Here is a 21,237-nt window from a genome sequence, read left to right as displayed (position 1 = left end):
ATCATGGCGAGAGCCGGGCCCGGGGGTCGCCGCCGCATGGCCTGGGCCCCGCTCCGTGCGCCGTCAAGACGCCTCCCTGTTCCGCCCCCGCCTCAGGATCGCCACCAGGTTGCGGATCAGCGGAGTCCGATCATACCATTGTAACTCGTGAATGTCGGTCCGCGAGGCGCGCTGATCCCCCAACTCGGGCGTAGCCAACAAGGTCCGGCAGTCGGGATGGCCTGCTCGGAATCTCGAATAAGCCCCATCGACGTGCATGGGGCCCCCTTCGGGATCGCCCGGTGTGCGGGTGAGGATGGCCTCCAGGTGCGTGATCACCTCGGCGATCGCTTCCCCCTGGAAGCCCACGAAATGCGTCGTCCTCACCCCCTGCGTCGAAGCCAGCGCGTGGACGGGGCCCGAGGCGGCGGAGCCGATCGGCTCGATCAGCACGTACCCGCCGTAGAACAGGCCCCAGCCGGCGTCTTCCAGGAGCCTCGCCACCTCGCCCTCGCGTTGGAGAAAGTCCGGCGCGAAGTCGAGATCGTCTTCCAGGATCAGGATCCGATTCAGGCCCCGGGCGTCCGCGTCGCGAAGAATGTTCAGATGGCTGAGGAAGCAGCCCCTGGCGCCGATCGACGGGAAGCCGTCCGCTGATTCGGGGCGGATCGCCGGGAAGAGGCTCACATTGCGACCGACGAGGCTGGAACCGACCCGTTCCAGCTGCGCCGCCATCTCCTTCCGACGATCGGCCCGCGACGGGAGGTTGACGACGTACACCTGATCGAAGAGATCAAGCAACCGGCTCATACTAGGGCTCTCCTCGAACCTGGGTGGACATCCCGCCTCGCGACCGTCTCACCCCTTCCAGACCACCGAGGGGAATCGCCCGGCCATGGAGTGGCGGTAGATATCCTCATTCTTGCTGTACGAGTTGGCGTGCAAGATCACGTCCTTCCCCAGCAACGCCCCGCAGATGGCCACGTGCAGCCGATTCGTGTCGATCTGCTGGAAGCCGTCGAGGAACTTGATCATACGATAGCTCGTCTCGAAGCAGTTCAACGGCATCAGGTCGTCGGAGGCGAAGGCCCGGGAGACGTCGATGTTGGCGGGGGGGATCGCGACGTCGGTGCGTTCGATGTCCATCCGGAACGACGACAGGAGCTTTCGGTTCCCCTTCGCCTGGGCCAGCCGGTTGACCTGGCGGATCATGCGCTTGGTGTTTCGCCAGACCAGATCCTTGGTCGAGAACAAGGGCCAGAACCGCCGCGCGCCATCCTCCCGGAGGCCCTTGACGTCCAGCGAAAACGCCATGTCGTGCCCCAGGAACACCTTCGCCCTGGTGACGTGCTGGAGCAGGTGGCGATAGGAGGTCTCTTCACGCGCGATGATGGTGCATCGGTCGTCCAGCGAGGCGAGGAGTTCTTCATTGCCCCGCACCGTGTGGGGCAACAGGATGAACTGCTTGGCGCCGGCGAGATGCTTGGCGAGGAAGCTCCTGGCCTGCGAGTACATGTCAATCAGATTGCCGCCCCCCGCGTAGACCAGGACCCGTCCGTTGGTCTCGCTCGGCTCGACGTTGGGCGGGACGACCTTGTACTTCCATCCCTTGCGATCGAAATACCGGTGGGACGCGCAGGCGATGACGCAGTCGCCCGCGTTGCCGGGATTCGTGCAGTAGATGAACTCCGAGCCCTGGAGATCCCGTTCCACTTCCTCGGGGAGCGAAAAATCGAACGGCGAGAAGCTGGACATCGAGGCGGTCTCCCGAGGAGTTCGTACACCCACGGATGGCGTGGATTCGGCGTGTACGGCCATGAAGCGGATCTAAGGTGATTCGGCGGTTTCCCCGCCTTGAGTCTGGGCTCGGAGCGAACGACGGGGCACCGCCCGATTCGGGGCCTTGGGCCCTTCGACGCGACGACGGCGATCGAGGCTCAGGGCTCGTCGGGATCCGACCGATCGACCGCGTCGGGGGAAAATCGCGAGGAGGTCGGGAGCCGGATCGAGAATCGCGAGCCCCGGTTCGGGACGCTCTGGACCTCGATGGATCCGCCGTGCGCCTCGATGATGTTCCGCGTGGTGGGGAGCCCCAATCCGCTCCCCCCCTTCCTCGTGGAGTAGAACGGGTCGAAAATCTTCGACCGGACGTCCTCGGTCATCCCGCAGCCCGTATCGATGACGTCGAGCACGACGCAGGGGCCGTCGCGGCGGGTGGTGAGGATCAACTCTCCGCCGTCCGGCATCGCATGTTCGGCGTTGAGCATCAGGTTGAGGACCGCCTGTTTGAAAGCGTCGGCGTCGAGCGACGTCTTCGGGATGTCGGGGGCGAAGTGGGTGCGGACCACCACGCCCCGCGTCGAAGCCTGCGGCTCGTAAAAGTCGCACATCTCCTCGACGACCGCGTTCAGGTCGACCTCGGTCGGTCGCAGGTCCTGGAGCCGCGCGAATCGGAGGAAGTTCTCCAGGATGTCCTGGAGCCGCCTCGCCTCGCGCTTGAGCCGCTCGATCCGGGTCCCCGCCCGACGCTCGCGGGGCGTCTCGGCGTCCTGGAAGTCTTCGGCCAGGAGGTCCAGATTGAGCGAAAGGGTGGAGAGCGGGTTGCGAATCTCGTGGGCGAGGCCGCCGGCGAGCTGCGCGATCTGAGCGTTCTGCTCGCGGAGCCGACGGGCGAGATCGGGGTCGAAAGGGAGCGCCGAGGGGGCGGGTCCATCGGAGGACGAGTCCAGGGCGGGTTCCTTGGGCGCCGAGGGCGAGTCGACGACCGTTCCGGTGATGGGGTGTCCCATGGTCTCGATCCGCCGATCCGCGGGCGATGGTTCGATCAAGGGCCGCCAGGGGGATGACGAGGAAGGGGACGTTCGGGCGGGGGCCCGAACGTCCCCGGATCAGGTACGTGAGGACGAAGGCGAGCCGCAGGCTCAGCGAGGGCCGCGAGGGCCGCCGCGATCACCGCCCCGGTCGCCACCGCCGTAGCCCCGGCCGCGATCCCCTTCAGGACGACGTTCCCCTTCGGAACGGCGCGGCGGCGGTCCGCCCGGTCCGCCCGGCCCGGCACCCTGGGGGCGATCGGCCGAACCGGCGGGGCGAGGCTTCGACGCGAACTCGTCGGGGAGTTCCCGCTCGGCCAGCGCCGCCTTGCGCGAGAGCTTGACGCGGTCCTGGTCGTCGACGGCGATCACCTTGACCATCATCGAATCGCCGACGCGGCAGACGTCGGCGACGTTCGTGACGTAGCCGCTGGAGAGCTCGGTGACGTGGACCAGGCCGTCCTTGCCGGGCAGGATCTCTACGAACGCGCCGAACTCCTTGATGGAGGTGACGCGGCCTTCGTAAATCCGGCCGACTTGCACGCCTTCGGTCATGGCCAGGATCTTGTCCCGGGCGGCTTCGGCACCGGAGGCGTCGATGCTCGCGAGGGTCACGACGCCGCTGTCGTCGATGTCGATCTTGGCGCCCGTCTCATCCTGGAGGCGGCGGATGGTCTTGCCGCCGGGGCCGATGAGGAGGCCGATCTTGTCCGGGTTGATCTGGATCTGGATCAGCCGGGGGGCGTTGGTGGAGATTTCCTCGCGAGGCCGCTTGATCGAGCGGAGCATGGCGCGAAGGATCTCGAGGCGGGCTTCGTGGGCCTGCTCGAGGGTCTCGCGGATGACGTCCTCGGTGATCCCCTGGTTCTTCAGGTCGAGCTGGATGCCGGTCACGCCGCGCTGGGTACCGGCGACCTTGAAGTCCATGTCGCCGTAATGATCTTCCTCGCCGATGATGTCGGTGAGGAGGACGTGCCGGCCGGTCTCGTCGTCCTGGACCAGGCCGATCGAGATCCCGCCGACGGGGTCGCTGATCGGGACGCCGGCGTCCATCAGGCTGAGGGTCGCCCCGCAGACCGAGGCCATCGAGCTGGAGCCGTTGGACTCGAGGATGTCGGAGATGACCCGGATGGTGTACGGGAACTTGGCCGGGGCGGGGAGGATCGGGGCGACCGATCGTTCGGCCAGGGCGCCGTGGCCGATCTCGCGACGGCCGGGGCCCCGGATGGGCCGGATCTCGCCGACGGCGAACGGCGGCATGTTGTAGTCCAACATGAACTTCTTGGTGAATTCGTCCATGATGCCGTCGACCCGCTGCTCGTCGGCCCCGGTGCCGAGCACCGTGGTGACGAGGGCCTGGGTCTCGCCGCGCTGGAAGATGGCGGAGCCGTGGGCCCGGGGCAGGACGCCGACCTCGCACTTGATCGAGCGAAGGTCGCGAGGGCCGCGGCCGTCGGGCCGCTTGCCGCTGAGGATCAGGTCGCGGACCACGACTTCTTCCACGGCGTGGAAGACGGTCTTGATGCGTTCCTTGGTGACGGGGACGGGCGTATGCGCGTTTTCGCCGGGGCCGCCGGGGGCGATGGCGAACGGTTCGCCGTGACCGGTGATCAGGTCGCCGATGATCGACTCGACGATCGCCTTGACGGTCGCGTTCCGCTCCTGCTTGAGCACGATCTGCTTGGCGTCGCGGATGCGGGCGCCGTAGTGCTCGAGGATGTGGCCCTTGAGGGCGTCGGGCGGGGCCGGGCGGAACTCGGTCCGCTCATGGCCGACGGCGGCGAGCAGCTCATACTGAAGGGCGATGAGCTCCTGGTTGATCCGATGGCCTTCGATGATGGCGTCGGCCATCTCGGGCTCGGGGAGTTCGTCGGCGAACCCTTCGATCATCACGACGGCCTTGGCCGTGCTGGCGACGATCAGGTCGAGATCGCTGGCGGCGACCTCCTCGGCGGTGGGGAACGCGACGAGCTTGCCGTCGACGCGGGCCAGCCGGACGGCACCGATGGGGCCCAGGAAGGGGCCTTCGCCAGCATCAACGAGGCCGAGGCGCCCAGGATCGAGAGGACGTCGGGGTCGTTCACGCGGTCGGCCGAGATCGGGCCGGCCTGGATCTGGACTTCCTCGCGATACCACTCGGGGAAGAGCGGCCGGATCGGGCGGTCGATCAGGCGGGCGGTGAGGATTTCCTTGGTGGTCGGCCGGCCTTCACGCTTGATGAAGCCGCCGGGGAACTTGCCGGCCGAGTAGGTCTTCTCGCGGTAGTCGACGGTCAGCGGGAAGAAGTCCAGGCCCTCGCGGCCCGGGCCGGCCATCGCCGTCACCAGCGTCATGGTGTCGCCGAGCCGGACGACCACCGCGCCGGAGGCTTGCTTGGCGAAGCGTCCCGTCTCGATGCTGATGGTTCGGTCGCCGATCGTCCGCTCGACGACCTTGGGCGAAAATGGCGAATTAGACATGCAAGGTACTCTGGATGAGACACGGAGTCGTGGGGCGTCGGGATGAACGCAGGGCTCGCCGCGTCGCCGGACGAGGCCGCCGGTCCCGCCTCGCGGGCGTCGGACGCCGGCGGCGTGGACGTAGGTGGAGAGGGCCGGACCCCGGAGGGTCGGCCGCGTCTCGGGCGGGAAGTCGGCCGATCGCGACGGATCGACGCGCACGCAACCGCGAGGAATTCGTCGCAGGCGGATCGTCCCGGACAGCCCGTGGTCGTCGTCGTGGCGACCGGACCGCCGCCGTGGCCTTTGCGAGGCCAGGATGGCGCTGGTCGTCCGGGAGAGCAGAGCGGCGATCCCGTTCGCGTTACTTGCGGATGCCCAGGCGGCTGATCAGTTCGAGGTACTTCTTCCGATCGTGAAGCCGCAGATACTTCAGGAGGCCTGATCGCTTCGAGACCATCATCAGCAGGCCGCGCCGGCTGGCGTGGTCCTTGCTGTGGGCCTTGAAATGGTCGGTGAGATCGTTGATGCGGGCGGTCAGGAGGGCGATTTGCACCTCCGGCGAGCCCGTATCCTGATCACCCCGGCTGAAATTACCGATCAGTTCCTGCTTCTTCTCCTTCGTGATCGCCATCGCTCGCCCCAAAACCCCGGCCTTCGCGGTGAAAGCCGATCTTGTGAAACCCTCTACACTTCAAGTCAACCACCATAGGCGAACCCGCCTCGGATTACAATCCCTTCCCCGAGGTTTCCGAGGCCGGGACGATCCTCCCGGTCCGCACGACTCCGCCATCCCTCGACGTCCGCGCCTTCGGCCTTTTCGGGCGTCGCCTCATTGCCGGTTTTGATGCATGGCTTCCACCCCGGCCCCCCAGGTGAAGGTGTGCCAGGCTCGTCGCCATCGAGACTGGATGGAGATTCCCTCCGGCTCGAAGCTCGGGATCGAAGCCAGGACGATCAGGACGACGGCCGCCAGCCAGGCGGCTTTCAAGCGGTTCGCCCTCGCCAGGTCCCGGTGATCGGCCGTCGTCGTGGTCGATCCGGGCCGAAGCAAGAGCCCGATTGCGAGCAGGCCGCCGAGAATGGTCGCCGCGAGGCCCAGGGAGAAGCCCGCCGGGGCGTATCGGAAGACGACCCGGTGCGTCCCCGGTTCCAGGTGGACCGCACGGAAGGCGACGTAGGCCGGGACGATGGGAGCGGGGATGCCGTCGACGGTCGCCGTCCAGCCGGGGTCGAACGTATCGGCAAGGACAAGATAGGCGGGAGTTTCGGCGACGACCGAGACGGCCACCTCTTCGGGCAGGTCCACCTCGATTTTCGCCGTGCCGACGGCCTGCGCCTCGGCGTCCAGCGGTCGCGCGGGGTCCTCGACGACGAGCCGCTCCAGCAGCTCCGGGCCGAGGCGGGTCAGGGCCGCGACGGCCTCCTCTCGGCTCGACGCATAGACCGGTCTCCCTTTCAGGCGGGCGCGGGGGCGGGCGTTCGGGTTGACGTGGAGGAACGCCTCGCCGACCGGCTCGTTGGGGACGAACACGGATCGCAGGCTCCGGCCCGTGACGACGTGGCTCACGCTATCGAGGTCGAACCTTCCCGCCTTGTAGCGGGTGTTGTCGAAATAGTCCAGGATGCGTCGGGGGATCATCGGGGTCTCTCCCTTCGCCGAGGCCAGGCCCCAGGCCGCGGGGAGGCTCCAGTTGAGGGCGTCGCGCATCTTCATGAAGTCGATCGGCTCCGAGGCGTATCCCGGCTCCCCGGCGCTCTTGTCGCCGCTGCCGAAGACGCGGACGAACGTCGGGTCGGCCTTGAGCCGCTCCACCGTCTCCGGGGGCGAGGTCCAGTAATCCGGGGAGACCGTCACGGGCTCGACCGCGTGGGCTCCCAGGAGATCCAGCAGCACGAGGACCGGCAGCGCGGCGGCGAGCCGAGCGCGAAGCTCCGGGCGTGAGGTCCTCGACGCCTTCCACGCGATCATCAACCCGGCCGCCGTCAGTACGCCCGTGCGGATCGACCCGACGAGCAGTTCGCGACCGAGCCAGCGGTAGCGGTCCAGGTGGTAGGGCGTCCCCCAGCGCCGGGGGTCGGTCCAGATGGGCGAGTAGACGTAGGCGAGGATGGGGAGCGACGCGAGGACGAGGAGGGCCACAAGCGTAAGGGCCGCGCGCAGGCTCACCACCCCCGGCCGTTGGAGCCGCTCCACGCCGACGGCCGCCAGGGCGGCGACTCCCAGCGAAACCCAGAGGTGGACGCGGACCGGCTCGCGCGAGCTGCCGGCGATCGGGATCCGGTTCGCGTAGTCGAACAGGAAAGTGAACCGGCCGAGCATCAACAGCCCGCCGGTGATCGTCAGGAGTGCGAAGCAGGTGGTCCAGCGGTCTCGCCCACCCTGACCCGACGCGCCGACGACGGCGAGCGCCATCCCGAGCAGGCCCAGGTAGGCGTTCATCTCATGGTAGGGGTAGAAGCCGTCCATCCAGTCGGTGTCGCGGGCGCGGGTGCCGTAGGCCTCGCGGAGCACGAGCGTCGGTAGGAGTTCGGGGCTCCACGATCCGTAGGTCAGCTCGTCGTACGTCAGCCCCCCGGCGCGTGGCGAGCGGTCGAGCAGCTCCTTCGAGGGGACCCACTGGACGGCCGAGAGCAGCACGCCCAGGAAGACCAGCCCGAACGTCCGCGCCAGGACGCTCCGCGCCTCGGCCTTCGTGGCCGAGGTGCACGCGCGGAAGAGGCCGTAGAAACCGACGATCCCCGAGCAGAGGATGACGTCCTGGAGATGTCCCGCGAAGACCTGGCATGCGAGCGCGAACGCACCCAACGCGACGCCCCGCCAGCGCCCGGAGCCCCACGACCATTCCAGCGCCCAGACCACGAACGGGACGCTCGCCAGGGCGTTGATCATGCTCGTGTGGACGAGGTGGGCCCAGGTGAACCCGCCGACTCCGAACAGGGCCGCGCCCGTCAGGGCGCCCGCCGGCCCGACGTGCCGCCGGAGCCAGCCGTAAGTCCCCGCGCCGGCGAGCCAGATCGAGAGCACGGTGTCGAGGTTGAACGCCTTCCAGGTCTCCATCCAGGGATAGAGCAGGTATTTGAGCGGGTGCAGGTAGCCCGCCTGGCTCTCGCTGAACAGCGGCATCCCGCAGTAGAGCCAGGGGCACCAGCGCGAGAACCGCCCGGCCTTCAGCTCCTCGGCGAAGAAGTGGCGATACGGGTAGTTGATCTCGGTGACGTCGAAGTAGAAGAACGCCCCCCGGAAGAAGACGGCGTCCCGGAAAATCCAGCAGAGCCCGGCGGTCCAGACCGCCAGCGCCGCGAGGTCGCGCACGCTCCATCGCGGGGGCTGGAACCAGCTCGAATCGGTCTCGACGGCGTCCGGCCCCGGTTGCGGTTGCGACACGAAACGTCCTCGCTGCTCAATCGGCCTGGGCTGCGTGCGGCCGGGACGCGATCGTCGTCCCCCGCTCGCGGTGGAGCACCCGGCCGCCATCGCCGAGCGCCTGTTGCAGGAACCGCTGGTCTTCGGGAGTCGGCCGGGCGATCAGGATCGTCGGCCGACCCCCCGCCGCCGCCGACGTCCACTCGGGGAAACGGTTCGGGTAGATCGGATGGGGGACGCCCCGCAAGGGACGCCCGCTCAGGAACGCCAGCCGATACGCGTCCCAGTAGCCGGCCGCGAAGGCGTCGACCTCGGGATGCTCGTCCAGCCAGCGGAGCGCGGGATCGTCGACCGCCCGGCGGACGACCGCTCCTCGCTCGTCGATCCAGCCCAGACGACGATACCACGCGGCGGCGTCCCAGGTGAACGCGAGCCCGAACGCGAACGCGATCCCCAGGGCCGCCGCGAGCCCCCCCGTCGATCGCCTCGCCAGCGCGTCGAGAGTCAGCCCGAGGCCCAGCGTCCAGGGGATCAGGAGCAGGACCAGATAGCGATAATTGTCCGCGTTGAAGATGTTGCGATTCACGACGAACGCCGCGAGGATCGCCGCCGACGAGGCCAGCAGGCCCAGCGCGATCGCCCGCCCGGCGACCGTCCCGGCCAGGCCGATCCGCCCGGCGACCATCCCCATCGCGACGAGGAACAGGACCGAGGAGAGGCCCGTCGCGACGACCGCGACCCAGCCGAAGTCGGCGGTCCGTCCCCCCGTCCGCTGCACCGGCGCGCCCCCTCCCAGCAAGGCGGGGTCGGGATCGGCTTCCAATCCCGGAAGGCGATGCCCGGCGACCAGACGCGGCAGGCAGTCCAGGAACAGGATTCGGGCGTGTTCCCGGAGCAAGGCCGGATCGAGGCTCCAGGCGAACTGCTCGTTGTAGGCGTCGTGCGGCTCGATCGCCCGCCCGACGGGCCGGGGCGAGACGCCGATCGCGAAGCCGACGAGGAGCAAGAGCCCGCAAACGGCCGTCGTCCGACCGCTCCGGCCCTCTCGCCCGACGAACGCGGCGAGCAGTCCGGCGGGGATCAGCCCGACCAGGGTCATGAGGAACATCGAGTCGTGCCACATCCCCAGGCCGCACCAGAGGCCCAGCAGGAGCGCCCTCCCCCGCCCTCCCCACTGGATGAGCCACGCCAGAATCAGCCAGGCCCCCGCGCTCCAGGAAGCGGCCAGCATGTGTCCGCCGGTGATCCTCCCGGTGAGCCAGAGCGTCCCGGTCGACGCGAAGGCGAGCGGCAGGAGGCTCCAGCCCGCGACCCGGGGACCGAACCCGGCCCAGGCCGTCGCGAAGACGCCTGCAACCAGCAAGACGTAGGCGACCGTCCCGCCGACGACGAGCGTCTCCGGCGACGCCCCCCAAAGCTTCGCCGGCGGATAGCTCAGCAGGACGGCCCCGGTCCCCATGTAGGGCGTTCCGGGATAGTGCCATCGCCAGTGACCGTCGACCGCCTCGCGGAGCGTCAGGCCGTCGACGGCCAGGTCGCTGTCCAGGTGCGCGGGGGCGTTCACGATCAGCGGGACCCGGACGACGACGCTCCAGGCGATCGCGACGAGGAGGGCCGGGACGAGGAGGACGGCGGGTCGTTTCACGCGAAGACTTCCGAGACGAGGCAGCGGAAACCGGGAAGCTCGGGCAAGCCTTCGACCGCGTCGTCGGCCCCCAGGACGACAGGCGGCGATTCGGAGTCGCGGTAGATCGCGACCGACCGCGTCTTCGGGTAGACGAGCCAGACGACGAGAGTCCGGGCGTCCAGATACTCGGCGACCTTCGCCAGCAACTCGCCCCGCCGATTGCCGGGCGAGACGACCTCGATCACGAGGTCGGGGGGGACCGGGCTCAAGCCCGGCCCGAGGCTGGAGCGGGGCCAGCGAGCCTCAGTATAGAAGGAGACGTCGGCGCCCCGGACCGTGTCGGGCCCACGTGTCGTCTGGATGGCCGAGTCGTTCGACAAGCAATAACCGAGCCCCGTGCGCCGCCCGTAAACATGGAGCAAGGTGACCAGATTGGAGCAGAGGTAACCATGCTCGGGACCAGGCGGCGTCACGGGAACGACCTCCCCTCGGACGAGTTCATGAAGCCCCTCGCCGAGCTCGGCCTTCATGAACTCCTCGGCGGTCATCAGGCGGGGGGTCGAGGTGGTCGCCATCGCGATTCGTCCTCCTCCGGTCGGTCAGACGGCGCCGGCCATGGCTTCGAGCTGGACGACGGAGCGGTTCTGCTCCTTCGCCAGGTAGTCGCGGCCGTACTTGATGTGGATGTGGTCCCAGGGGAGGATTTCCTCGACGGGCCGCTCGCGCTGGCTGTAGGAGGGGACGTCGATCCCCAGGTCCTCGAAGGTCTTCCACCAGAGCGAGGAGTTGAAGTACTCGGTCCAGGCGTCGAGCCGGGCCCCGCGACGCCAGGCTTCTTCCATCGCGGCGGCGACGCGGCGGTCGCCGCGGGTCAGGATGCCTTCGAGCAGGCTCCGCTCGACGTCGTGGCACTTGACGGTGACCGAGCGCATCCGCACCCGCGACCGCAGGTACTTGTGGGCCCAGTGGAAGTATTCGCGGTCCTTCATCCCGTTCCACTGATAGGGCGTGTGGGGCTTGGGGACGAAGTTCGAGACGCTGGCGGTGACGTCGGCGAACCGGCCGGTGACGTCCTTGCCGATCCGGGCGATGGTCTCGGCCATGTCGATGATCCCGTCCAGGTCGGCGGGGCGTTCGCCGGGGAGGCCGCACATGAAGTACAGCTTGACCTTCCGCCAGCCCCGACGGAACGCCTCGGCGCAGCCGTCGTAGAGGTCCTGGTTGTTGATCGGCTTGCGGATCTGTGTCCGCATGTCGTCGCGGGCGACCTCGGGCGCCAGGGTCAGGCCGCTGCGGCGTCCTTCCTGGAGCAATGCGGGGATCTTCTTGAGGGTCTCGGTGATCCGGAGGCTGGGGAGCGAGATCTTGACCCCCAGGGGCGTGAAGACCTCGCTCATCCGGGTGACGAGTTCCTCGAAGTCGGGATAATCGCTCGTGGAGAGCGACAGCAGGCTGATCTCGTCGTAGCCGGTGTTGCGGTACGACTCCAGGGCCGACGCGACGATCGTCTCGACGGTGCGGTATCGCAACGGGCGCTTGATGACGGTGCTCTGGCAGAAGCGGCACTGCCAGGGGCAGCCGCGCATGATCTCGATGGCGATCCGGTCGTGGGCCGTCTCGACGAACGGGACGACGGGCTTCGTCGGCAGCGGCGACCCTTCCAGGTCCTGGATCACGCAGGGGCGGATGCCGGCGGGGACGTCGTCGCGGAGCCGGCGGATCTCGGCGATCGTGCCGTCCTCGGCGTAGATCGGCTCATAGAACCGCGGGGCGTAGGCCCAGGTCACGGAGCCGACGATCCGCGCCAGCTTCTCCTCGCGCGTGAGCCCGGAATCCTTCATCTCCCGCCATTGGTCGCAGACGTACGGCAGGCTGGGCTCGCCGTCGCCCATGACGAACAGGTCGATGTAGGGGGCGAGCAACTCGGGGTTCTGCCCGCCCGGCCCCCCCGCGATGACCAGCGGGTCGTCGGCCGTCCGGTCGACGGCGTGGAGCGGGATGCCCCCCAGGTCGAGCATCGTCAGGACGTTCGTGTACGAGATCTCGTACTGGAGCGAGAAGCCGACCACGTCGAACTGGTTCAGCGGCGTGAAGGTCTCCAGGCCGTAGAGCGGCAGACCCTCGGCCCGCAGGGCGGCCTCGAAGTCCGGCAACGGAGTGAAGGCCCGCTCGCAGGCCCAGCCCCGCCCGTTCATCAGGCTGTAGAAGACCTGCATGCCGTGGTGGCTCATCCCCAGCGCATACGTGTCCGGGAACGCCATGCAGAGCGTCCCGGCGACCGTGCGATGGTCCTTGACGACGCTGTTCAGCTCGCCGCCGACGTACTGGCCGGGCGTGCGAACCTTGGGGATGATCCGGGAGAGGACGGCATCCTTGAGTTCCTGATTGAGCATCGGCGCAGGCTCCCGCGAGGTGTTCGTCGAATGGCCGGAACCGGTTGGTCGCGCGACAAGGGCGTGGAGATTGGATCGTTCGCGAGCCAGGTCGTAGGCCGGCGTCCCCAGGCTCTCGCCGGGGACGGGTCATAGCCCTGGATCTTAACCCAATCCCCCGCCCGCTGACCAGCCGACGCGGCGGGTCGGCGGGTTGGATATGGCTCTCGATTGCGGAGTTCCAGCGCCGCCCGCCTTTCTCCCTCCTGGTCCGGGCGGCCCGCCCGGCCGTCGCGAGCCTGGGAAGTCAGGATCTCCAGGCTGCAGCGCGACACCCCGACGGGATGAAGCGTCGGAGGGTTCGCGACTCGTCTCGATAACCGTCTATAATGGTCCATCCGAAGAACCCGCCCTTCCCGACGCCCGAGAGCCGCCGTCATGGACCGCCCGAAGATCGCAATGACCCTGGGAGACGTCGCCGGCGTCGGCCCCGAAGTCGCGGCCCGAGCCTGGAGCGATCCCGCGTTGCACGCCCTCTGTCGGCCCTTCGTCGTCGGCAGTCCGGCGGTCGCGCGTCGCGCAGTCGAACTCGTCGGCGGTTCGGTCCAGGTCCGCGAAATCGACGATCCGGAGGCGGCCGATCCGTCGCCCGGCCTGATGCCCTGCCTGGAGCCGCCGGGGGCCGTGGACGTCTCCGGTGTGGAGCCGGGAGCGATCGACGCCCGCGCCGGGCGGGCGGCCTACGACTACCTGATCCATGCCATCGATCTCGCTCTCGCCGGGCGGATCGACGCCATCGCGACCTTGCCGCTGAACAAGGAATCGCTGAGTCTGGCGGGCGTCCACCATCCCGGACATACCGAGATCCTGGCCGACCGCTGCGGGACCCCCGACCACGCGATGATGCTGTATCTGCCTTCCGAGGAGGCGGCCGGGGACCCGAGCGAGGGCCGGGGCCTGGGAGTCGTCCACGTCACGCTCCACATGGCGCTTCGCGACGTCTTCGATGCGATCACGGTCGACTCGGTCGCGTCCAAGATCCGGCTTGCGGACCGGGCGCTTCGGCCCCTGACCGCCGGGCGACGGCCCCGGATCGCCGTCGCCTCGCTCAACCCCCACGCCGGCGAGAACGGCCTGTTCGGGGACGAGGAGATCCGGACTATCCGCCCGGCCGTCGGGCTGACGAAGGCCGAGGGGTTCGACGTGTCGGGCCCCTTCCCCAACGACACCCTCTTTCACGAGGCGCTTTCCGGCACCTTCGACGCGATCGTGGCCATGTACCACGATCAGGGGCACATCGCCCTCAAGACGGTCGGATTCCGGCGTGGGGTGAACGTCACGCTCGGCCTGCCGATCGTCCGGACGAGCGTCGCACACGGGACGGCGTTCGATATCGCCTGGCGAGGGCTCGCCGACTCGTCGAGCCTGATCGCGGCCGTGCGCGTGGCGGCCCGGATGGCCGCCTGGAACCGGGCGCACGCGACGGCCTGATCCGGAGAGGGAGCGGGGGCGGGTCGATCGGAGCCGGGTCGAATCAGGTGCGGGGCCGCTTGACCGGGGCCGGTTCGGCACCCTCCTCGGGCGGGACGGGATCGACGCCCGGCGCGGCCGGATCGGCGCCGGGGACGCCGGGCATTTCCTCGATGATCGTCGGCTGCCGCAACTGGGGGCCGTCGTCCTGCGACTCGACGCGGGCGAGCACCTCGTCGAGGACGTCCAGGATGTCGTGGACCTCGCGGTGGACGTGGCCCAACTCGGCCCAGATCTTGTCCAGCGGGTCCTCGGCCCCTTCCTCGTCGGTGAGGATCATGAGGTTGTCTTCCGGGATGATCCGGTAGGTCAGGTCGACCTGGTCGAGCACCAGCTTGAGCCCGGTCTTGAGCCGGCTCCCCTTCAATTCCAGCTCGACGGTGTCTTCCTTCCGGAGCTCCAGGCGATCGAGCGCGGCGATGTCCAGCACCACTTCCCCGCCGAGATCGGCGGAAAGCCGCCTGGCGAACGCGTCGAGGGCCGTCGGCTTGCCGAAGTCGAACGTGTAGGGGAGCAGGAGGGCGTCCTGGAGCGAGACCTTCCCCTCGGCCCGAGGGATCGCGGCGGTGCCCACCGGGGCCGGGAGCGGCTGGCCCGTCGGATCTTGCGGGGGCTTCTGGGCGTGCAGGGGGACCCTCGTCGCGGCGAGGAGTCCGGCGACGAGCCCCACGAGGGCGAACATCAGGTTTCGTCGCGACATCGACCGACCCTCTCCATCCAACCGGGAACCCCTCCGCGCCCGGTGCGCCTGGGGCCTGGCATTGTACCCGCCGGGCCGATCTCAGTCGACGAGGCCTCGCGCCATCGCGGCGTCGACCTCCGCCGCCGTCGGGAAGCCGAACGCGGTCCGGTCCAGCACCAGGGCCGACGCGGCCGAGGCCCGGAGCATCGCCGCGCGGACCAGGTCGACGGCCGCCGTGCAGGAGCCGGGGTCCCAGCCCAGGTCGAGCAGCGCGGCGATCAGGAAGGCGGCGAACGCCTCCCCCGCCCGGTTGGTGTCGCGGGGAGGCCGGGCCCTGGGAAAGCTCGGGATCGCGACCGAGCGCGCCTCCCCATACGGGTCGGTGAATCGCGCCTTCGCCCCGGCCGCGCCGTCGGTCACGACCAGGATCGAGAGCCGCGCGGCGACCTCCTCGCGGTCCTCCAGCGCCTCCCACTCGCCCCGGTTGCAACAGAGGAGGTCGACGGGGCCGATCGCCCCTCGCAGCGGGAAGTCCCGGTCGATCATGTTCCGCATCGCCGGCGCGAAGACCCGGAGCGAAGGGCCGGGCGCCTTGAGGATATCGGCCGAGAGCCGGTTCGGCAGCCCGGCGGCGACCAGCACGCCGCAAGCTTCGCCGAGGAACGGCCGCAGCGCCGAGATCTCCAGCGCCGCGTGGCAGCCCCGGAAGCCGACCGCGAGCTTGTCCCCGTGCTCGCCGCTGGAGACCAGGAGGGTCCAGTCGGCCGGCCGGTCCACCCGCACGCGGCGGCCCTGGACGCCTTCGCGGACGAGCAGCCCGGCGACGGCCCGGCTGTTCGGGTCGTCCTCCGGCCCGAGCGCCGAGACCAGCTCCCCACCGAGGGCGGCGGCGAACCCCGCGCCCATCCCCCCGAGGTCGTCGCTCCAGTCTCTGGCCTGCACGTGCGACCGGGAGCCGGGCTCGGCGCCGATCGGTCCTTCCAGCGCGACGACGCCCCGAGGGCCGGGCCACTCGTCGGGCAGGCCGATCGTGATCGTCGCGCCGACCGGGTCGACGAGCCTCAAACCATCCCCGCCCTCCCCGTCCGCGCCGAACCCGATGCGGCCCTCGACGCTCTGATCCAGGGGGGGGCCGGACGACGTGCCGAGCAGGCGGCCGTCGGCGCGGAGGACGCGGTCGAGATAGGCGGGGCCGAAGACGCGGACGCGGCCGATCATGACGCGGACCTCGGATTCGTGGATGGGACGACGGCCCAAGCCGCCGTGTTCAGGCCGATCCTCGTTTGCTTATACTACAGGAGAAGCCTGTCTGCTTGCCCCCGCGTCGTGCCGAAGGAGAGTAGGGTGTCGGTCGATATCGAATCGGATGTGGAGTCGCTCGATCATCCCGTGGACAATGCGCCGGTGCGCTCGATGTCCCACAAGGGTCTGACGGTCGAGGGCTATTCGCGGGCCGCCGTCCAGACGTACTGGCGGGTGCCGGAGCTGAAGATCGGCTTCGACCTGGGGGTCCAGCCGTGGTCGTTCATGACCACGCCGAACTGGTTCGTCTCGCACGCCCACCTGGACCATATCGCCGCCCTGCCCGTCCTCGTCGCCCGCCGCCGGTTGATGAAGATGGAGCCGCCGACGATCTACCTGCCGACCGACGCCGTCGACGGCGTGAACCAGCTCCTGCGCGCCTTCCAGCGGCTGGACCGGGGCCGGATGCCCTGCGAGCTGGTGGGGGTCGCGCCCGGCGACGAGATCGAACTCTCGCGCGAGCTGGTCGTGAAGGCCTTCCCGACCCGGCACACGATCCCGTCGCTCGGCTTCCTGGTGTGGGAACGCCGGAAAAAGCTCAAGCCGGAATTCCACGACCTGACGGGCGAGCAGATCCGCGATTTGAGGCTTTCGGGAATCGAGGTCTCGTCGGAGATCCGGCTCCCCAAGGTCGCCTACATGGGCGACACCGCGCCGGCCGGGCTCGACGGCTTCCCCGACGTCTACCGGGCGCAGATCCTGATCCTGGAGATGACGTTCGTCGCCCCCAACGAGCGGGCGGCCGTCATCCACAAGTTCGGCCACACGCACCTCGACGACCTGATCGCCCGCGCCGATCGGTTCGAGAACGAGGTGATCATCGCCTCCCACTTCAGCACCCGGCTCCACCCGGACCACATCCAGCGGATCGTCGACCGCCGCCTCCCCGATTCGCTGCGGTCCCGCATGAAGATCTGGCTCTGAGCGATCGCTGCGGGTCGGCGTCGCCGACGCCTTGAAACGCGACGAGGCTCCGGTGGGTCGTCCCCTCCCGGAGCCTCGTTGGATTTCGCGGAGTTCGCGTCGCGGTCAGCTCGCCAGGCGACGGCGGCGGAAGATCAGCGTCGCGGAGAGGAGCGAGCCGGCGCCGAGGAGGACCAAGCCGGTCGGCTCGGGGACGGCGGTGTTGCCGAGCGGGGCGACCTCCTGGATGAGCAGCGAAACGCCGCCGGCGTTGTCGGCCAGGTAGGAGTCGCGGATCACGAAGTTGAGGACGGAATTCGTGGCGAGCGTGAAGTAGGCCACGTAGTCCTCCACCGCCGACTGGGCGGCCACGTCCTCGGCCGTCGCGCCCAGGCCCGAGCCTTCGCCGAACAGGACGGCCTTGTCGCCGTCGGTGGCGTTGGTGATCAGGAAGTTCCAGACCCACGATTCGCCGGTCGACTCGTTGAACCGGAAGGCGTTGTACAGGGCGGTGGCCTGGCCGAACGCGTTGGTGACCTTGTAGGTCCCCGCGGTCAGGTTCAGCGCCTTGTTGAGGCCGTCGGGGGCGTTGCTGATGGGGGTGACGGCCTCGCCGACGGCGGGGATGTTCTGGCTCCCCTCGTACCCGTAGTAGCGGGCGTCGATGTTGACGATCACGCCGGCGGGGGCGACGGCGGGGGCGGCCAGGACGGACGCGAGCAGGGCGGGGATCCAGAGGGATCGGAATCGAAGCGTCATCTCATCTCCTTGAGGTGCTGAACCTCGGCGTCGAGACCATGCTCGCTCTCCATTGCGAGCGCACCGGACGGGAAGTCGACCGACTTCCGTGCGGGTCGTCCCGCGGGCAGGGCTCCATCGTTGGATGGTGACCACGACCGCTCCGTCAACATAAGCATAACCGGGAAATTGTCAAGTCGGCTCTCCCGGCCGATTCGGGGGCGCTACTCGGTTGATTTCGGCTTTCGCGCGAGTCAGGATGGTCTCGCTTTCGTGAGGTCGACGCGTCCCGGCGCGCGGCCGGTCGCACCCCAGAGAACCTGGGTCGTGGTCTCCCTCCGGGGAGGGCGAGGTTCCGAGTATGAATGCGTTGGCTACCGGCGCGGGGCGATTCCCCGCCCCCCTCCTGGGGTGTCTCCTCTCGCTGGCGATCGTCGCCCCGGGCGTGGCGCTCGGCGACGTCAAGGGGCTGAGCAAGATGGACTTCGGCAAGACGAAGGACGGCGAGGCGGTCGAACTCTACACGTTGAAGAACGGGAGGATCGTCGTCAAGGTCGCCACTTATGGCGCGACGATCGTCTCGATCGAGGCCCCGGACCGCGACGGAAAGGTCGACGACGTCACCCTCGGGTTCGACACGCTCGAAGGCTACCTCGGCGAGCACCCCTACTTCGGGGCCACCGTCGGCCGCGTCGCCAACCGCATCGCCAAGGGGAAGTTCACGCTCGACGGCGAGGATTACACCCTGGCGGTCAACAACCCCCCGAACGCGCTCCACGGCGGCCTGAAGGGCTTCAATCGGGTCGTCTGGAAGGCCCGGCCGTTCGAGAGCCCCGAGGGCCCGGCGGTCGAGATGACCTACACCAGCCCCGACGGCGAGGAGGGGTATCCGGGGAACCTGACCGTCGCCGTCACGTTCACCGTCACGGCGGACGACGAGTTGAAGATCGACTACAAGGCGACCACCGACAAGGCCACGCCGCTGAACCTGTCGAACCACACCTATTTCAACCTGGGGGGGAAGACGGACGCGTCGATCCTCGATCATGAGCTGACGCTCGTCGCCTCGCACTACACCCCGGTCGACGACACCCTGATCCCGACCGGCGAGATCGTCCCCGTCGGCGGGACTCCGCTGGACTTCACGAAGCCGGTCGCGATCGGCGCCCGGATCGCCAAGATGACGGGCGACCCCGGCGGCTACGACCACAACTTCGTCCTCGATGGCAAGCCCGGCGCGCTGGCGACGGTCTACGACCCCAGGACGGGTCGCGTCGTGGAGATGAAGACGACCGAGCCCGGCGTCCAGTTCTACAGCGGTAACTTCCTGGACGGCTCGAACGTCGGCCGCGGGGGCGTCGCCTACAAGAAGCACCACGGGATGTGCCTGGAGGCCCAGCACTTCCCGGACTCGATCCATCACCCCAACTTCCCGAACGCGGTGCTCCGGCCCGGCGAGACCTACACCCAGACCACGTCGTACCGGTTCTCCACCCGCTGAGTGCGGCCGTCGTGGGCCGGGCGTCTCGCGCCCGGCCCGTGGCGACGTCGCCGCCTCCCCGTCGGTCCCCCTCCCCTTGTCTGAAGCGTCCCGAGAGCCCCCCGACCTCGACCGAGCGGCGACGATCGGCCGAGCGAGCCGGGCCGCCCCGGGCCCCGTCCGTGCGATAGGAAAAGACGCATGCATACCACATTGGCGTGGATCGATTACTTGATCATGGTGATCTATTTCGCCTTCGTGCTCGGGATCGGTTTCGCGCTGAAGCGGTTCATGAAGACCAGCACGGACTTCTTCCTCTCGGGCCGCTCGATCCCGGCCTGGGTGGCCGGCCTGGCCTTCATCTCGGCCAACCTGGGCGCCCAGGAGGTCATCGGCATGGCCGCCTCGGGGGCGAAGTACGGGATCGCGACCTCGCACTTCTACTGGCTGGGGGCGATCCCGGCGATGGTGTTCGTCGGCCTGTTCATGATGCCGTTCTACTACGGCTCGCGGGCGCGGTCGGTGCCGGAGTACCTCCGCCTGCGGTTCGACGAGAAGACCCGGGGACTGAACGCGATCACGTTCGCGGCGATGACCGTGATGTCGTCCGGCATTTCGATGTACGCGATGGCCAAGCTGATCGAGACCCTGCACATCTTCGACCCCTTGATGCAGGCGCTCGGCCTGCCGATGAGCTACATCTTCCACCTCAGCATCGTCGTCTCGGCCCTGATCACGCTGGGCTACGTCTACCTGGGCGGGCTGACGAGCGCGATCTACAACGAGGTGCTCCAGTTCTTCCTGATCGTCGCGGGCTTCTTCCCGCTGGTCTGGCTGGGCCTGAAGAACGTCGGCGGCTGGGACGGGCTGGTCGCCAAGACGCCCGCCGGGTTCGGCCACGCCTGGAAGGGGATGACCAACGCCGAGACGAACCCGCTGGGCGTCGAGTGGTTCGCGCTGGCGATGGGGCTGGGCTTCGTCCTCTCGTTCGGCTACTGGTGCACGGACTTCCTGGTGGTCCAGCGCGCGATGGCGGCGGACTCGATGACCTCGGCCCGTCGGACTCCGCTGATCGCCGCGATCCCCAAGATGTTCTTCCCGTTCCTGGTCATCCTGCCGGGGCTCATCGCCATCGCGCTGCCGACCCCCACCGAGGCCGACATGCCCCCCGGCGCCCCCGCGTCGGTCGTCAAGGCGGACACGATGGGCAAGGGGATCATCCCGGCGAAGGTGGACTCCGCCGGCGAGGTCGTGGTCGACACCAACGGCAAGCCGGTGCTCGACTACGACCTGGCGATCCCGAACATGCTCCTGTACTACTTCCCGACCGGGATCCTCGGCCTGGGGCTGACGGCCCTGCTGGCCAGCTTCATGTCGGGCATGGCCGGCAACATCACGGCGTTCAACACGGTCTGGACGTTCGACATCTACCAGGCGTACATCAAGCCCGAAGCCAGCGACAAGCACTACCTCCGGATGGGCCATTTCGCCACCTTCTTCGGGACGGTGGTCTCGATCGCCGCGGCGTACGTGGCGACCCAGTTCAACAACATCATGGAGCTGCTCCAGCTCGTCTTCGCGTTCGTCAACGCCCCCCTCTTCGCGACGTTCATGCTCGGCATGTTCTGGAAGCGGGCCACGGCCAACGGCGCGTTCTACGGGCTCGTCGCGGGGATCTCGGCGGCGGCGATCCACCACGGCCTCACGCTACCGGAGGGCGCCTCGGCGAGCGTCAAGGGGGGCTGGATCCACCTGGTCCACACCTACCGCAACGAGATGGCCCAGAACTTCTGGACGGCCATCTGGGCCTGGACGACCTGCTTCGTGGTCACCATCGTGATCAGCCTCTTCACCCGCCCCCGCAAGGACGAGGAGCTGGTCGGCCTGGTCTACTCGCTGACCAAGCACGACGTCGACGAACAGCTCCCGTGGTACAAGCGGCCCGCCGTCCTGGGCGTCGTGGTGCTGCTGATGACCTTGGCCCTCAATCTCATCTTCATGTGAGGCCT

The 21,237-nt window shown here is 68.7% G+C and carries 15 protein-coding genes and 1 pseudogene; 4 read left to right on the top strand and 12 right to left on the bottom strand.

Going from position 1 to position 21,237, the window contains the following annotated elements; genetic code table 11:
- Window positions 1–63 precede the first annotated feature (63 nt).
- The 9 genes and pseudogenes from VT85_RS06625 to VT85_RS06585 all read right to left on the bottom strand — a co-directional run bounded on the left by VT85_RS06625 (window position 64) and on the right by VT85_RS06585 (window position 12,614).
- Window positions 64–789 (bottom strand): glycosyltransferase family 25 protein, encoded by a 726-nt coding sequence (locus VT85_RS06625; protein WP_068412326.1) that lies wholly within the window; start codon window positions 787–789, stop codon window positions 64–66.
- Window positions 790–837: 48 nt separating this feature from the next.
- Complete coding sequence (locus VT85_RS06620) at window positions 838–1,734, bottom strand: polysaccharide pyruvyl transferase family protein (protein ID WP_068412323.1); 897 nt, start codon at window positions 1,732–1,734, stop codon at window positions 838–840.
- Between the two features lie 182 nt (window positions 1,735–1,916).
- On the bottom strand, window positions 1,917–2,768 hold the full coding sequence (locus tag VT85_RS06615; RefSeq protein ID WP_082858930.1) for a two-component system sensor histidine kinase NtrB: 852 nt from the start codon (window positions 2,766–2,768) through the stop codon (window positions 1,917–1,919).
- A gap of 132 nt (window positions 2,769–2,900) precedes the next feature.
- Window positions 2,901–5,248 (bottom strand): annotated as a pseudogene (gene pnp, locus VT85_RS06610) (polyribonucleotide nucleotidyltransferase).
- 343 nt (window positions 5,249–5,591) lie between these two features.
- Window positions 5,592–5,861, bottom strand: a complete 270-nt coding sequence (gene rpsO, locus VT85_RS06605; protein ID WP_068412322.1) for a 30S ribosomal protein S15 — start codon at window positions 5,859–5,861, stop codon at window positions 5,592–5,594.
- Between the two features lie 198 nt (window positions 5,862–6,059).
- A complete protein-coding gene (locus VT85_RS06600) occupies window positions 6,060–8,615 on the bottom strand; it encodes a YfhO family protein (RefSeq protein ID WP_068412318.1) in 2,556 nt (851 codons plus the stop codon).
- A gap of 16 nt (window positions 8,616–8,631) precedes the next feature.
- The gene (locus VT85_RS06595; protein WP_068412309.1) at window positions 8,632–10,239 is read right to left on the bottom strand and encodes a hypothetical protein; all 1,608 of its coding nucleotides are present in this window, start codon (window positions 10,237–10,239) and stop codon (window positions 8,632–8,634) included.
- Window positions 10,236–10,796, bottom strand: a complete 561-nt coding sequence (locus VT85_RS06590; RefSeq protein WP_068412308.1) for a Uma2 family endonuclease — start codon at window positions 10,794–10,796, stop codon at window positions 10,236–10,238. The genes VT85_RS06595 and VT85_RS06590 overlap by 4 nt, the downstream gene beginning before the upstream one ends.
- Window positions 10,797–10,820: 24 nt before the next feature.
- On the bottom strand, window positions 10,821–12,614 hold the full coding sequence (locus VT85_RS06585) for a TIGR03960 family B12-binding radical SAM protein (protein WP_068412307.1): 1,794 nt from the start codon (window positions 12,612–12,614) through the stop codon (window positions 10,821–10,823).
- Between the two features lie 417 nt (window positions 12,615–13,031).
- Here VT85_RS06585 and pdxA point away from each other — a divergent pair, with 417 nt between their 5' ends.
- Window positions 13,032–14,084 carry a 4-hydroxythreonine-4-phosphate dehydrogenase PdxA gene (pdxA, locus tag VT85_RS06580; protein WP_068412305.1) on the top strand — a complete coding sequence of 351 codons (1,053 nt, stop codon included), beginning with the start codon at window positions 13,032–13,034 and terminating at the stop codon, window positions 14,082–14,084.
- 43 nt (window positions 14,085–14,127) lie between these two features.
- On the opposite strand, the gene VT85_RS06575 is transcribed toward pdxA, so the two are convergent.
- Together VT85_RS06575 and VT85_RS06570 are read right to left on the bottom strand one after the other, a co-directional pair.
- A complete protein-coding gene (locus VT85_RS06575) occupies window positions 14,128–14,823 on the bottom strand; it encodes a hypothetical protein (protein ID WP_156512712.1) in 696 nt (231 codons plus the stop codon).
- Between the two features lie 81 nt (window positions 14,824–14,904).
- Window positions 14,905–16,062 (bottom strand): PfkB family carbohydrate kinase, encoded by a 1,158-nt coding sequence (locus VT85_RS06570; RefSeq protein WP_197491136.1) that lies wholly within the window; start codon window positions 16,060–16,062, stop codon window positions 14,905–14,907.
- Window positions 16,063–16,218: 156 nt separating this feature from the next.
- Between VT85_RS06570 and VT85_RS06565 the strand changes: the two genes are divergently transcribed.
- Complete coding sequence (locus VT85_RS06565; RefSeq protein WP_197491263.1) at window positions 16,219–17,031, top strand: MBL fold metallo-hydrolase; 813 nt, start codon at window positions 16,219–16,221, stop codon at window positions 17,029–17,031.
- 105 nt (window positions 17,032–17,136) lie between these two features.
- Here the strand turns inward: VT85_RS06565 and VT85_RS06560 are convergent, their stop codons facing one another.
- On the bottom strand, window positions 17,137–17,769 hold the full coding sequence (locus tag VT85_RS06560) for a PEP-CTERM sorting domain-containing protein (protein WP_068412287.1): 633 nt from the start codon (window positions 17,767–17,769) through the stop codon (window positions 17,137–17,139).
- A 340-nt stretch (window positions 17,770–18,109) separates the two neighbouring features.
- Between VT85_RS06560 and VT85_RS06555 the strand changes: the two genes are divergently transcribed.
- Both VT85_RS06555 and VT85_RS06550 read left to right on the top strand, forming a co-directional pair.
- Entirely contained in the window at window positions 18,110–19,249 is a 1,140-nt protein-coding gene (locus tag VT85_RS06555) for an aldose epimerase family protein (RefSeq protein ID WP_082858404.1), read from the top strand.
- A gap of 180 nt (window positions 19,250–19,429) precedes the next feature.
- The gene (locus VT85_RS06550) at window positions 19,430–21,232 is read left to right on the top strand and encodes a sodium:solute symporter family protein (protein WP_068412284.1); all 1,803 of its coding nucleotides are present in this window, start codon (window positions 19,430–19,432) and stop codon (window positions 21,230–21,232) included.
- The last annotated feature ends 5 nt before the right edge of the window (window positions 21,233–21,237 follow it).

Source organism: Planctomyces sp. SH-PL62, from assembly GCF_001610895.1.
GTDB lineage: Bacteria > Planctomycetota > Planctomycetia > Isosphaerales > Isosphaeraceae > Paludisphaera.
The sequence above is the reverse complement of the archived record's forward strand: the minus strand, read 5'-3'. Positions and strand labels throughout refer to the sequence as shown.